This window comes from Streptomyces sp. NPDC048671, assembly GCF_055587045.1.
Genome location: NZ_JBVJHB010000018.1, coordinates 116,673 through 130,735, shown reverse-complemented (window position 1 = coordinate 130,735; position 14,063 = coordinate 116,673). Strand labels below are relative to the sequence as shown.

Genomic DNA, 14,063 nt, shown 5'->3' with positions numbered 1-14,063 from the left:
GGCGATTCTCCAGACGATTGATGCTCCCCATCCAATCCCAAAAGGAGCGTCACACCCGTATGACCGCAACCTCATCCCGACCCGACATCATCGCCCTCCTCGCCGACGCGGACTTCAAGTACCGAGCCGACACCAACACGTGGAGCCATCGCGATGGACGGCCGTTCAGCAAGGAGGAACAGGCTCATGTCCTCACAGCGACTCGCAGCGAGTTCCTCGATTTTGACGCGCAGTTCAAGCGCTTCGTGAAGCACCGGCAGGCATGGGCTGACGCCTCGGAAGCACTGCAGCGCTTCCTCGCCCCGTTCATGCAGCAGCTCACCGTGAAGAACCTCGGCAACGCCCACGAGCTCATGAGCGAAGAGGACCGGACGGAGTTCAACCGCCTGCTCGGCCTCGTAGCCACACCCCCGCGCCCCTTCACCGCCAACACCTACTGACGAAGGGCCGCGTCGTTGTTCGACCAGGGCGAGGAATCGGCCTGGCCGGCGTGTCTGCCAGCCTCAGCGATCGGAGCGACGAGAGATCAGATAGGCACCGTCGCTCAGCGGTGCCAGCAAGCGGGACATAGCACCCAGTGTTGACACAGTCCCGCCCCAGCAGCCACGAGTCCGCTGCACACAAGACCTGCTAGAGCAGCACAAAGCCGGGCCGCCCAGACGGGAGGCCCGGCTTTGTTACGCGGAGTGGGACGCTTCTCAGTTGGCGGGAGCACACAGGATCTGGTCCCGCGTACTTTCCGGCAGCACCCGGCGCAGTACCGGTGCCGTGGAGCTGAGCGAGGAGGCGAACGCGGCGACCAAACGGTGCGGCACGCTCGCGCTGAATGAGGCGGCCCACAGGTACGGAGCCCCCATTGCAGGCTCAGCCCACGCCTGCCAGCCCATCGCCACCTGCCCGTCCCCCTCGGCGGTCAGGACGCTGGGGTCGGCATCCTGAATGAGGGGCGGCACCTCGCCGAGGCTGAGGCGGGCGGTGAAGGTGGGGTGCATCGCCGCTGCGTGCGGTTGGTCGGCGTCGCGGAGCCAACCGTGCCCGGCGGCCGCAGCGAGGACCAATTCGGGACCGTCGTACAAGGTGGTGGGCTGGCTGCATTGGTCGAGCGCCAGGAGAAACTCGGTGATGGCCTCTCCCGGTACGCCTGGGGTGAAATAGGCGGACCAGTCCGCGAGCGAACTGGTGGTGTCCGAGCGGGCCGAGACCTGCCACGCGACCGGCAGGCCACCGAGGTGGAACGGCTCGTCCGCCAGCACCCACTGTGCCCACCGAAGAGCGTCGGGACTGATGTGCAGGACGGTGCTGCGCACCACCTGGTGATCTCCCAGCTCATCGAAGTCTCGCCGTCCTCGCACGGCTGTCAGACTCGTCCAGCCCAGACCTGCGAGGCTGTCCGCGACGACATCGCAGAGACGACCGTCATCGCCAGCCAGGTGTCGGGGGCTGACCCAGTACGCGGGAAGAGCGCCAGCCGCGAAAGAGGGATCGAACGGGTAGCGCGGATTCAGGAGTGCCTCCAAGAGCCGGGTTCGGGTGTACTGGGCGCCGGCAACGCGGCGCGGCAGCGCCTGGACGGGAGCCTGCCGGTTCATAGCGACGGCGACCTCGGGCGGCAGGCGCCCGAGCCCGCTGTCGGCGTCGCGCCGCCAGCTAGGTAGACGAGTGAAGAAGCTGCGGCCAGAGGGAGCCGCAGGCGCACCGATCAGCACTCTGACCTGGGGTTCTGGCGGGTCGTCTACGTTGACATCTCTGTGCCCTCGCTGGCCAGTCTTTCGCGGCTCTTTCCTGTCTGCCCCCGGCGAACTGGTGTCCTTCGTCATCCAATCGAGTCGTTTGACAGCAAATGCAGTCGTCTGGGCTTTCTGACAGTGAATCTCGTCGTGAGGGGTGACCAGCCTCGATCCCGATAGCCTGGAGACCGACGCGTACGGGCACGGGGGGATGATGGTTCGAGCACTTTTGCTCGGGGTTGGGACCTTTGAGAGCGTGGTCAACGGCGAGTGGAACCCCATGTCGGAGGGGTTCCGTCCGCTGCCGTCGGTTGAACCGCAGGTGCGTGAACTCGCCGCGGTGCTTTCGCGCTTCGACGGGCTGAACGTCGGTGAACCGGTGATCAACGCGGACCGGGTCAGCACTGAGGAGAGCTGGCGGCAACTACGGCACGATTCGGCGAGCCGGCCGCGTATCGTTCACTTTGCTGGTCACGGGGCTCTTCGCCGCCGGGTCTTGTACTTGCCCGTGCACGAGAGCCGTCCGACCGACCTCCCGGAGTCGGCGATCGATGTAGGTCGATGGCTGAACGAGGTCGAGCACGGATCCAACCAGTCTCCTGTCCTGTTCCTGCTCGATGTTTGTGGTGCAGGGGCCGCGACGGACTATCAGCTGTTCCAGGACGTCCCCGAGGGCGATCGCAGGACCTGGGTGATCGCGGCCTGCACGGCGGACGAGAGCGCCTTTGACGCACGGTTCACCAAGGCCACGGCCCAAGCGTTTGAGCGGCTCCGTTTGGGACACTGGGACATTTCTCCGACTTTGTCCCACGTGCCGGTGGAGGCTGTCGCCGACGAGATCGCACGGGAGCTGGTCCGCCTCGGTGAGGGATATCCGCAGACCGTGGTGCACTCGCCGCGCCGAGCCGCCTCGTTGCCAGTACCGGAGTTCTTCGCCAATCCGGCGTTCAGTACAGACGGCTGGCAACGTCTTCGGAGCCGACTGCGATTTGCAGTCCGGGAACTAGCGACGGAGTTCGACCCCGGTCTGGACCCGGTCCACTTCCTCACCCGGGCGTCCGGCCGCCTGGACGATGCGGCTGCGATCATGGCCTGCCTATTCACTGGGCGAAGCCGTGAGCTGGCCCAGATTCGCTCCTGGCTGGCGAGCGACGAAACCCTGTTGCTGGTCACCGGAAGCCCTGGGGTCGGAAAGTCGGCACTGCTGGGGGTAACGGTCTTCCTGTCGCACAACCAGCTCGCCGAGCTGAGCGCCGGGCTGGTTGGCCGCATTCCTGCTCAGTTCCGCCCGGAGCGTCGTTACCCGACTCTTGTCGCGGTCCATGCCCGGCACCGGAGCATGGCCGAGGTGATTGCTTCGATCATGGCCCAACTGACTCCCGAGGACACGGAGCAGGCCGCCGCTAGCTGTGAGCCAGTTCTCGACCAGCTCAAACGCATCGCCCAGGACCTACCAGAACCGGTAATACTCATCCTCGATGCCGTTGACGAAGCCCTGGAGAGCGACCGCATCACCCGCGATCTGCTACCCGAGCTCCTGTGCACGCTCCGCCCCGACGGTCGCCCCGCCTTCCGAGCACTCGTAGGAATGCGCCCACCGCAGACGGACAGCCAGCGGTTCTGGCGAGCGCCCGGCCCCCGCGGGGTGGTGCTTAACCTGGACACCTCTTCCAGCATCGAGACCCTTGCGAACGACCTCACAACCTACATCGCCGACATCCTGTACAGCGCACCCGGCTACAGCAACCAGGCCCTCCGCGAGTCCGTAGCCCGTGCGGTTGCCACTCCGATTGCTCATAGCCGCGGGCGCAGCACCTTCCTCGTGGCAGCACTCTTCGCCGACTTCCTGCGGGCCGGTGTACCCCTGGAACCTGCCGAGGCGGTCGCCCAGCTGCCGCAGACGCTGCCGCACCTACTCGAACTGCACTTGCGGACCACGCTGGACGGTGACCCGTGGATGCGGCACGTAATGGTGGGGCTGGCACAAGCGCGGGGTCAGGGTATGCCACTGGAGCTTGTGGCGGCAGCGGCCACCGCTGCCGCCATGGCCGCAGGTCAAGGGCTTCGCCCCCTGACACCGGGTGAGGCCCGCGAGAAGCTGGCCACCGCCCGTTTCTATCTACGGACGAACATCGACTCGGACGGGCGTCAGCTCTACCGGTTCTTCCACGAGACGATCACCGAACACTTCCGTGACGCCGGGGCCGAACTCGACGGGCTCACCGACAAGCTCTTCCACGAGCTACTGTCGGCTGTCCCCGGATGGTGGGGTGCGGAGGGGCCTCGGTGGGACCTCGCTGCACCCTATCTGCTACGGCACCTTATGGATCATGCCGCCGCTGTGCCGGGCGGCTCCGCAGTCGACCAGATGTTCCTGCACCCGGAGTACCTAGTCCGCGCCGACCGCAACAGCATCTGGGGAGCCGTTCACAGGGCGCAAGCGCCCACGGCGCGGCGAGCCGGAGCCGCTTACCACAAGGCATTCGGTCGTGGCAGCCTCTTTGGAGAGGACGGATTGCTGGAGACACGGCGTGCGAGGCTTCAGCAGAGCCTTGTGACCTACCGGGCGGCCGGACTGGCGCGCCATCTCCAAGACGAACAGGCAGTGCTCTGCACGCGCTGGAGTACGGGCTTGCCTGAGGAGTCCCTGCTGCACGTCATCACCAAGGACGAGTTGGGCACCACGGTGTCGGCCCTGGCCCTGGGAGCTGCCCATCGACGGCTCTTCGCTGTGTTCGGCGGCACCGACGGCTCCCTCCAAGCGTGGGACATCACACCGCGCCGAACCGGCGCCGTCCTCCGGTATTCCTCGACGCACTGGAAAGACAGACATGCCATCACTCACATGGTGATCATGGATCTGGAGGAGCGGGCGGTCATTGCCATGGTGACTGACCAGAACGTACTGCGACTGCACGATCTCGCCACGGGTGCGCTCGTTGCCGATGCGTACCTCGACGGCGCCGGGATCTCTGCCTTGGCGGTCGCCGACACTGGGGACGAAACCGTCCTTGTAGTTGGTCGGGTCAATGGAGACATCAGCCAGATCGGCCTGCTGGATGAGTCGTTCGGCAAGACCCTGGACACCGTCAACGCCGGGAACACCGCCATCTCCTCGATACTCGCAGTGGAGGCTGCGGACGGTTCCCTCGCGATCCACTATGTTTGCGCCGCACCTCAAGATGACGGGCCGAGGGTGCTGCGCAAACTGGACGGGCGGCCCGTCTGCCTCACATCGGCCGGCGAGCTCCAAGCAGTGCGGATCCAGCGCACCAACGAGCCGGCCCCGCTGTTCTCCCTCGTCGCCTACACCGCCAGCATGTACGCGGTCCGGGCGAACGGTGACACCGTCCAGGTCGTCACGCGCCCAGAGGACAGAAGGCTGGCGCTAGGGGATATCCGCCGCATTGACCGCTTTCAGCTCGCGCTGACCGCCCATCGCGACGGCAACATGCGAGTGTGGGACCTTGACGTTTGCCCACGCTTCGGTCACGGCCAAAACCATTGGCACCCCGCCACAATGCTGGGCACCATCCGGCTCGGCAGCTCGGAGATCGCACTCAGCGCCGAACTCGAGTCCGGCACGATCAAGGCTTGGGACCTGAACACCGGCTCCGAGGATCGAGAATTGACCGACCTGGGCAGGCTCAGACATGCCGCCACCGTGACGGCCAGCGACGCGTCCTACATCGTCACGGTGACCGCGGAGAATGAGCTCGACACCTGGAATGTCCGTGAGGATGCCCTGGAATCGACGGTCTGCCTCCCCGCCCCGGCCACCGCGTTGGCCGCTGTGCCGCACGGCGATTCGGTGTGGGCCGTGGTCGGCGGTGCCGACGGCAGTATCCATGTCTGGGACACGATCAAGGAATCGCCTTCCCATCTCTTCGCCAGCGTGGAAGGGCCGGTCACAGAGCTGGTCGCAGGCGCCGTTGGCGGCGAGACGCTCCTGATCAGCGTCCACAATGAACACAGAGTTCGTCTCTGGTCGCTGGCTGACAGCACCCTGCGGCACGCGATCACGCTGGACCGGATCGGAGCGGTCGCAATGCAGGGCGAGCGCCTTTTCGCTGCCGAGCAATCGTCGGACGACGATCAGGTGCGGGTCTGGGACCTTGTGACGGCCTCGCTCGTGGGCTCCGTCCCGGTGGCCGACCCGCGGGTGATGGCTGTCAGCCAAGTGAACGGCAGGCCGGTACTCGTGGCCGCTGTCAGCGAGGCGGAGGTACAGGCGTGGGATGTCGAATCCGGCGCTCTCCTTGGACCGCCGGCCCCAGTCCCGGATCGGGTACACACGATCTCCCCCTACGAGAACGGCGTGCTGGTAGGCAGCAAGGCCGGCCATGTCACGGCCCTCGGCTGGACCTGCTCCGCAACGGCGCCGAGGCTCCGTCCGACGCGGCCGACCGTCCGCGTCACCCACGTCCTGGCATGGTTGCCGGGCGAACTGCTATGTGGCGATGCCCGCGCAGACGGATGGGAGTTGCACACCGTCGACGAATGGGAGAGAGGACTGCCGCCTTCGTCCGGCCTGGTCTGCAACCGCTCCATCGCTGCGACGACTGCCCAAATCTACGATGCTCTCGTCGACGTACTGACGCCCGATGGATTTGAGGTCGTTCGACTGGAGGCGCACATGTACGAGATCAGCAAGGTCGACGGCGTGACCGCCGGCGGTCCGTGGCGATTTCCGGCGTACTCCGTTCACTGTTACTCGGAGGAAGGATCAGAGCAGTGACGATCGTCGCAGTGCACGGTATTGGCAACCACCTGAACGGACGCTCGCCGGAACAGGCAGCCACCGAACTAGCAGGGCAGTGGCGGCCCAAACTTCAGCATGGCTTCACGGCCGCCGGACTGGGCGCCTCCCAACTCCCCGCCCTCCACGTCGCGTACTACGCTCATCACACCCACGGCGGGGAGCGGCAGGCTGTCGTGCCGGATGTGCTTGCCATCGATGAACGAGAACAGTCTGTGGTCATCGCCTGGGCGCTGGCTTTGGGTTCGCCCACCCTCCAGGAACGGCAGGGACTGATTACTGCACCGCTGCGGCAGGTCCTGTCCTGGGTTTCCCGACGCCGCAACATCCCCATCGGGACGGTCATCCGGCTCGCCGTCCAGCTGGCGGGCGAGGTCCGCCGCTACCTCCACGTTCCGCAGGTACGGGATGCCGCCCGATCCGCCGTAGCCGAGTCGATCCGACGAGTGTGCCCCCGCGTGGTGCTGGCACACTCCCTCGGCTCCGTCGTCGCGTACGAGGCCCTCCATGCACACCCCGAACTGACCGTGGACTGCTTCGTAACCCTGGGCTCCCCCCTGGGCCTGCCAGGCGGGATCTTTGATCACCTGGTGCCCGCACCCATCGCCGATCAGGGCGCCCGACCTGCCGGGGTCCGATACTGGGTGAACCTCGCCGACACAGGTGACCTTGTGGCGATTCCCCGCCGGCTCGGCGACCGATTCCCCGTTGACCAGCACGCCGACACCTCGATTGGCCGTATCGACTTCCACACCCTCGGAGCGTACTTGTCCTCCCCGCTCACTGCTGCAGCGATTACTCCCTTCGTCCTCAACTCAACAACATCGGACCAGATCGTGTGAGATTCTCGTCGGTCTGCGTCTTCAACAATGTAGCGTCGCGGGCAACGCTCCTGCATGCAGGAGCGTGCTCACCTCGCACGACTGGGTTCGCTGTCAAACGACTGCATTCCATGTCAGAGGACAACTGGGACACGGGCGACGCTCGTACGTCGCCGGAGGCGCCGCGTAGGGGCCGTCAACCCCATCCCGCGTCAATGTCAGCACAGACGGAGGCCAAGGCCACAACCCGAGACCAATCGCCGACTTCTCACCCCAGGCACGTGCCCGCTGGTCTGGAGACATGCCAGAAGGAGCAGCAGTCGGTCCCTGGGGACAGCCCTGCCGTATCCCCATAGAAACCCGGTGCGCACGACAGACAGAGTGCTGAATAGTTACTGCATGGATGCGATCGACGCCGCACGTGCCGCTATCAAGGAGCACCACCCTGATGCCCGGGCCGCCTTCCTCGGAGGCAGCGTCGTGACGGACCGCCGCACGGCGATGTCGGACCTCGACATCGTGGTGCTCCTTCATGGATCCCCAGCCCCGTACCGGGCAAGCGTCCAACACGGTGAGTGGCCCGTGGAGATGTTCGTGCACACCGAGGCAACGTGGCACGCATTCGTCGAACGGGAAGTACGAAAGCGCAGATCACCGCTGCTCTGGATGTGCGCCGACGGAATCCTGCTCTTCGACCACGACGGGGTCGGCGCCTACGTCGCCGCTGAGGCCCGGAAGCTGACCGCGGCGGGACCGCCCACGGTGTCGGCAGAAGAGATCGATGATCGCCGCTATGCGATCACTGACCTTCTCGACGACCTTCAGGGGAACGAAGATCAGAGCGAACGGTTGTTCATTGCGACCGAATTGGTACGACGCACCGGCGAGTTGGCGCTGACCATCGGCGGATCTTGGAACGGAGGCGGGAAGTGGCTGGCGCGCCGTCTTGAGACCACGGCGCCGGACCTCAGCATGCGCCTTCACGACGGCCTTCGAGACGTACTGGCGAGGCGGATTGAGCCGCTCGTGGAAGTCGTGGACGAAGCGCTGGAGCAGGTCGGCGGTCGGCTGTGGGTCGGCTATAAGCGCGGTGGCACTCCGTAAACGAAGTCGCCGTGGAGGGGGCCACCATGCGGCCAACCTTGAGGTACGGCTCGACTCTGTCGAGCGCACCCGCCGCACCAACCGCTTTGCCGAGCGCCTGCTGGACGGAAGCCTCCGTGAGCTGAGTGCTGCTCTCCGTCTGGCGGTCGTAGACCCCGAGTCAGTTCCGAGCAAGCAGATCCCAGACCTCCTCGGCACACCCCCACGACAGAGTGACACCGGCACCCCCGTGACCGTAGTTGTGCACGACCAGCGCACCGCCCTCCCTCCGCTCCGCCTCCACGCAAACCGTGGATCGGGTTGGCCGAGCGCCGATCCGGTGCTCCAGGACACGGGCGCGGGCGAGGCGGGGTTCGACCTTGCCACATCGAGCGAGAATGTCAGACGCCGCCTTGTCGTCTGGGGCGAGGCCGCCTTCGCCGTCAATGGCTGTGCCGCCCAGCACGACGGTCTCTCCATGCGGGTAGAAGCACAGCAGATCCGGTGACGTACCGGTGTCCTCGGAGAAGAACTCGGTGAGCCCCGGGTTGGTGACGACTACGTGCTGGCCGCGGATCGGCCGCAGTTCTGGATCCAGGACCAGGCCGCGGGCCCCCATGCCCGCGCAGTTGACGATCACGGTGGCCGGACTGACATCCGCGAACGAGGCCAGACGTCGCTGCTCAACCGTGCCGCTCGCTGCATGCAGCCGGCGCAGGAGGTAGTCGAGATACCTGGGCATGTCGATCAGCGGCACTGTGAACCGGTACCCGGCGGTGAACCCGGTCGGAAGTTCGGTCGGCTCGCACGGCCGGAACCCCGGGAGGGTCGTAGCCCAGTCCGGCGGAGACTCGGCCGTACGCGATGCCTCGATGCCGCTGGTGAGCCGGACACCCGTAGCCTGGTCCTCGGCCAGCTCCCGGAATACCTCCAGGGACCGCTGCCCCCACCGGTCGACCTTGTCCTTCGGCTCCACCAAGTACGGGCCCCACATCGCCCCGGCGGCCAGCGAGGTGACACCGGGCACCTGCTCGGCGATCACTCGCACCAATGCCCCGGCCTCGGCGAGAATGACGGCGGTGGTCAGTCCTGCCACCCCAGCCCCGACAACGACAACGCGCTCCCCTGCGTTCATGATCTCGACATTAACGGCCGGGTGGCGTGGATGGAGCATGTCGGGCGAGGGCGTCTTCGAGGACCGGCAGGAAGCTGCGGACGTGTGGGTTGCGCTGGCGGCGGCGGAGGTCCGCAGCAAGCTGGTGCAGTAGGGCCGCGCTCCTCGGTGAACGCACAGCGTCAAGGCGGTCAGCCGCGATCTGTCCGACTTCGCAGGCCGCCTCCAGGTCTCCGTGAGCGCTGTGCCCCAAGGCCAGCCAGGCACCCTCGAACATGGCCCTACGTTGGCTGGGATCGCCACGCGGAACGTCGTATGCCCCGGACCGGAGCATCTCGGTCCCCTGCGCAAGGAATCGTCGGGCGTTCGTGCCGCCGTCCGCCTTCTGCCGCGCGCGCCCCATCTGAATGAAGCCGTAGCCGGCCTGGCAGTCCAGGTGGTTGTCGGTCAGGAAGTACATCCACCGGGGCTCCTCCTGGCTGCCGTCCCGACTTGCGATCAGTTCTCGGGCAGAGCCACGGGTATGTGCGAAGTCGTTGTCACGGCCGGCGGCGGCATACGCGTAGGCGAGCCGGGAAAGGACGGATGCCCGGGCGGCGGGCGGAGCGGCTTCGCTGGCGCGGCGGGCGGCCTCGCCGAGGGCGATTGCGTCCGCTGGGTGTCCTCGGCTCGCTGCCTGGAAGGACAGGTCGCCCAGGATGTGCGCGCACAGGGGCAGGTCGTTGGCCTGATGCGCGGCTCTCAGCGCCGTGGCGAAGTAGCGCTGCGCCAGGCCGTGATCGGCGGCGTCGAAGGCCATCCAGCCGGCCAGCTGGCCGATCTCCGCGAGCGCGCGGATAAGCCTGCTCGTCACGACGGGCGAGTGACCACCATCGTGAATGAGTAGCCCCACCGCACGGAACTGTGCACCTACGTATGGGAGATGTCGCGCTCCTCCGTGCTCGTCGTCAAGCAACTGGAGCATGGGCAGGTGCTGCTCGACCTGGTCGACAAGTGGATCGGCGCCGTTCGACGGAGCTATCCGGGGCGCGTACTGGCCTCGCCCGGCCGTTCCGTCAAGGTACTGGGCGACGATCGCGAGGAGTCCCGCGCCTGAAATCGCGAGGAATCGGCGCCGGTCGACGAGCCCTCCCATCACCCAGTCCTCCACGATCGCCTCCATGCCCTGCACGGTCCAGGGCCGTGCGAGATCCGTGTCCGCAGGGACGAGAGCCGAGGAGTCGCCCGCGCGGCCTTGCCACAGTTCGGCCACCGAGATGGCTCTGCCCAACTCCTGGGAAAGCACGTAGGCAGCCATCATCGGCAACGGCGAACGCGGAAGGGAACCGCCGTCCCTCCAGTGGTACGGCGCCGACTCGGCGACGGTGCCCGCTCCGAACACCCTGTTGAGCTTGCGAGCAAGCGCCTTGGGGCTCCATCCGAGTTCGTCGAGGCAGCCCGACAGCACGGCGTTCGGTCCCCCTGCCTGCTGTGCCACGTGCGACCACCTCGCGTCCCAGGGGTTCGTCGACCAATTCGCGCTCCCCATGGTGGGGCAGGAAGCTGCCGAATCTCCTGCCTATCAAGGAAGTTGACCGAGTTGACCGACTGATCGGGTGCTGCACGAGCGGCCTCCTCCGGTGTTCTTGAGTCACGGCGGAAGGCGCCGCCTTCGACGCCGGCGGAGAAAGAGGTGGGCTTTGAGAAACCACACGAGCACCTCCCGAGACCGTCCGGGCAGTGTGCTGGAGCGCGCCACCGAGCGACCGGTCTCCGCGCCGTCACACGGGTACGCCGATGGCGGCGGTACGACCACGCTGATCACGGACCTGCCGTACGGGCCGAGGGCGGCTGCGGTCGCTCGGGAAGCCGTCGCCGTGGCGCTCCTCGGCACCGAGGCGGACCTGCTCGACGACGCCCGACTGATCGGGTCGGAACTCGCAACGAATGCGTTCGCCTCAGGGATCCCGCCTCTGGTCCTGTGCGTGGACCGCAGGAGCCCGGTCGTCGGTGGCCTGGAGGTCGAAATCACCGTGACCGACGGTGGCTGCCTTCGACCCGGGCCTACCTCTCACCCGGCGCCCGAGGAGCAGGCCGAATCGGGGCGGGGCCTGGTCCTCGTCGAGGCACTGGCCGACGCCTGGTCCCTGACGACCGGCGCCGACGGTACCCGCGCCTGGTGCCGGCTGACGCGCGCGTCCAGCTCTTCGCCTGCGAGAACGCTCTGATGCCCGCGCCTGCAAGATCCTGTCTTCGAAGGAGGCACCACACGGTGCGCATCGACCATGCGACCCCGCCGTCCCCGTCCGCTGAAGTGGCGACGGCCGTTCGCTATCCGTGCGTAGTCGTCGCCCTTCACGAGGGCCTGTACGGCGCCGAGTCGGGCACCGGCTTCAGTAACCGTGCCTTCCTCACGGCGCTCGCCCGCCTCCTACCGACGGGCCGCCTCTCCGTGATCTCCCCACCCGTCTCTGAAACAGCGGTCGCACACGATCGGCGGTGGATCCGCGAGGTCCAGCTGATGCTGGACGAGGCGGAGGCCGAGGTGATCACGATTCCCGAGGTCCAGATGCCCCCGGATTCGGTCCGCGGCTCCATGCACCTGTGCGCCCTGGCGGGGAAGGCTGCCGCACGCGTCGCCGATCGCACGAGCCGCTGCCTGTTCGTCGGCCTCGACGTTCCCTTCCTCGGCCTCGCGGCTTACACGCCACCGACCACAGACCTGCTGCTCATCCCCCGCTCCGCAGCGGCCCTGACGCGGCCTGGAGACCTGTCCCGAATCCGCTGGGAACGTGAGGCCCTGCGGGCGGCGACCGCCCAGGGCGGTCGTATCGGAGCCATCTCCACCCACATGCAAACCCACCTCGTCACGAACTGTGCCATCCCGCGGGCGGGCATCGTGAACATCCCGAACGGGCTGATCCGAGAGGAGATGGCCAGGCCGACGCATGTTCGGCCCCTGCCCTTCAAAGCCCGAGCCGGCTTCCTGCTGGCGATGGGGCGCGCGGTGCCCACCAAGGGGTTCGAAGACCTCCTGGAGGCACTGCACGTTCTGAAGGAACGAGGGGTCCGCCTGCCACATCTACTCCTGGCGGCGGTCACGTCGGGTGATCACGAGCACCTGAGCTCGTACCAGAGGCACCTGGCAGCAGGTATCCGCGCCTACGGCTTGGACGCGACGCTGATCACCCGCTTCACCCCCTCCATCCGCTCCTGGCTGCATAGCCCCGCGCTGCACGCGGTCGTCGTTCCCTCGCGCGAGGAGCCTTTCGGACGGATACCTCTGGAAGCGTTCGCGGCGGGGGCGGGGCCGGTCGTCGCGACCAGCGCCGGCGGACTGGCCCAGACCGTCATCGAAGGCGAGACCGGATTCACCGCCGCGCCCAGGGACTCCCAGTCCCTGGCGTCCGCCCTGCACCGAGCCCTGACCACCCTGCCCAGAGAGCGCGAGCGGCTCCGGAACGCCGGTGCGGCTCTGGTGCGTTCACGCCACGACTACGAGGCCAACATCGGCTCCGCCATCGGCCGCATCGCCCCATGGGCTTTGGCCCCGTCGTCCACCGAGGAATGCAGGGGCCGATGAGCCGGACGGTGGTACTCATCAGCCTGGAATCCCCGCACTCCTTCTGGCGGTTGTCCGCCGAGCACGAGCGTTTCCTACGTGCTTCCTTCCCGGGTGTGGATTTCCGTACGGCCGCCGAGGAGGACGTGCCGTACCGGATGGCGGAAGTCAGCATCTACTTCGGCTGGCGGTTCGAACCATCGTGGCTGGTCGGCGCGCCGCATCTGAACTGGATCGCATCCCCGGCCGCCGGCACCGACCATCTGCCCGTTGCCGAGGCGCACTCCGCCGGGGTGGCCCTGACCCGCTCGTACGGGTTCCACGGCCGTCCCATGGCCGAGCACGCCATGGGGCTGATCCTGGGCTTCTCTCGCGGGTTGTTCACGAGCCAGCGCGTTCAGCGGAACCGGACCTGGTGGAAGGACGACCTCGCCGAGGAGTTCTTCGACCTGGCCGGGTCGACGATGACCATCGTCGGCTGCGGCAGCATCGGAGGCCACCTCGCCCGCACCGCCCGCGCCTTCGGTATGGACGTGATCGGAGTACGCCGGACGCCGCCTGTGGCAGCGCGGGACGGGATCACCTGGATGCACGCCTCGGCGGTGCACCAGGCCGTTGCCGTCAGCGATGTGGTGGTCGACCTGCTGCCGGCCACCCGGGCCACGAACCATCTCTTCGACCACGGCCTCTTCGCGTCCTGTAAGCCGGGAGCCGTCTTCCTCAACCTCGGCCGTGCGACAACCGTCGACCAGTCGGCCCTCCTGGCCGCCCTCAATACCGGCCACCTGCGGGGCGCCGCGCTGGACGTATCCGACCCGAGGCCCCTGCCCCCTCGCCATCCGCTGCGGCTCCACCCCCGGGTCGTGCTCACGCCGAAGAGTTCGACGCTCTGCCACACGTACATGGACGGGGCGGTCGCGTTCTTCGCCGACAACCTGCGCCGATTTCTTGCTGGCCAGCCGCTCAACGGCCTGGCCGAAGTACCCGACGCCCATTCCCCTCTCGCAGGAGACTGACC

10 protein-coding genes are annotated in these 14,063 nt (G+C 67.1%); 7 read left to right on the top strand and 3 right to left on the bottom strand.

The features are described from left to right. Positions 1 to 59 precede the first annotated feature (59 nt). Positions 60 to 440 (top strand): hypothetical protein, encoded by a 381-nt coding sequence (locus ACZ6S6_RS31760; protein ID WP_364579165.1) that lies wholly within the window; start codon positions 60 to 62, stop codon positions 438 to 440. A gap of 258 nt (positions 441 to 698) precedes the next feature. Here the strand turns inward: ACZ6S6_RS31760 and ACZ6S6_RS31755 are convergent, their stop codons facing one another. Next, entirely contained in the window at positions 699 to 1,517 is an 819-nt protein-coding gene (locus tag ACZ6S6_RS31755; RefSeq protein WP_469708321.1) for an SPDY domain-containing protein, read from the bottom strand. A gap of 367 nt (positions 1,518 to 1,884) precedes the next feature. On the opposite strand from ACZ6S6_RS31755, the gene ACZ6S6_RS31750 reads away from it, so the two are divergent. The 3 genes from ACZ6S6_RS31750 (at position 1,885) to ACZ6S6_RS31740 (ending at position 8,411) form a co-directional block, all read left to right on the top strand. Further along, positions 1,885 to 6,465 carry an AAA family ATPase gene (locus ACZ6S6_RS31750; protein WP_469708261.1) on the top strand — a complete coding sequence of 1,527 codons (4,581 nt, stop codon included), beginning with the start codon at positions 1,885 to 1,887 and terminating at the stop codon, positions 6,463 to 6,465. After that, complete coding sequence (locus ACZ6S6_RS31745; protein WP_469708259.1) at positions 6,462 to 7,328, top strand: serine peptidase; 867 nt, start codon at positions 6,462 to 6,464, stop codon at positions 7,326 to 7,328. Before ACZ6S6_RS31750 ends, ACZ6S6_RS31745 begins: the two co-directional genes overlap by 4 nt. Positions 7,329 to 7,706: 378 nt before the next feature. Then, positions 7,707 to 8,411, top strand: coding sequence for a nucleotidyltransferase domain-containing protein (locus tag ACZ6S6_RS31740; protein ID WP_469708258.1), 705 nt, complete (start codon positions 7,707 to 7,709; stop codon positions 8,409 to 8,411). 160 nt (positions 8,412 to 8,571) lie between these two features. On the opposite strand, the gene ACZ6S6_RS31735 is transcribed toward ACZ6S6_RS31740, so the two are convergent. Beyond that, a complete protein-coding gene (locus tag ACZ6S6_RS31735) occupies positions 8,572 to 9,525 on the bottom strand; it encodes an FAD-dependent oxidoreductase (protein ID WP_469708256.1) in 954 nt (317 codons plus the stop codon). Positions 9,526 to 9,535: 10 nt separating this feature from the next. Next, a complete protein-coding gene (locus ACZ6S6_RS31730) occupies positions 9,536 to 10,981 on the bottom strand; it encodes a carph-isopro domain-containing protein (RefSeq protein ID WP_469708255.1) in 1,446 nt (481 codons plus the stop codon). Positions 10,982 to 11,183: 202 nt separating this feature from the next. Between ACZ6S6_RS31730 and ACZ6S6_RS31725 the strand changes: the two genes are divergently transcribed. From ACZ6S6_RS31725 to ACZ6S6_RS31715, 3 genes are read left to right on the top strand one after another with little or no spacing between them, the layout of a single operon-like run. After that, positions 11,184 to 11,711: an ATP-binding protein gene (locus tag ACZ6S6_RS31725; protein ID WP_469708253.1), complete on the top strand. Its 528-nt coding sequence runs from the start codon at positions 11,184 to 11,186 to the stop codon at positions 11,709 to 11,711. Between the two features lie 44 nt (positions 11,712 to 11,755). Then, positions 11,756 to 13,066 (top strand): glycosyltransferase family 4 protein, encoded by a 1,311-nt coding sequence (locus tag ACZ6S6_RS31720; RefSeq protein ID WP_469708320.1) that lies wholly within the window; start codon positions 11,756 to 11,758, stop codon positions 13,064 to 13,066. After that, the gene (locus tag ACZ6S6_RS31715; protein ID WP_350686888.1) at positions 13,063 to 14,061 is read left to right on the top strand and encodes a D-2-hydroxyacid dehydrogenase; all 999 of its coding nucleotides are present in this window, start codon (positions 13,063 to 13,065) and stop codon (positions 14,059 to 14,061) included. The genes ACZ6S6_RS31720 and ACZ6S6_RS31715 overlap by 4 nt, the downstream gene beginning before the upstream one ends. The last annotated feature ends 2 nt before the right edge of the window (positions 14,062 to 14,063 follow it).

Excerpts from the sequence above, each read along its gene's own strand:
- ACZ6S6_RS31735 (WP_469708256.1), bottom strand. The coding sequence starts at position 9,525 with ATGAACGCAGGGGAGCGCGTTGTCGTTGTCGGGGCTGGGGTGGCAGGA.
- ACZ6S6_RS31715 (WP_350686888.1), top strand. The coding sequence starts at position 13,063 with ATGAGCCGGACGGTGGTACTCATCAGCCTGGAATCCCCGCACTCCTTC.
- ACZ6S6_RS31740 (WP_469708258.1), top strand. The coding sequence starts at position 7,707 with ATGGATGCGATCGACGCCGCACGTGCCGCTATCAAGGAGCACCACCCT.
- ACZ6S6_RS31760 (WP_364579165.1), top strand. The coding sequence starts at position 60 with ATGACCGCAACCTCATCCCGACCCGACATCATCGCCCTCCTCGCCGAC.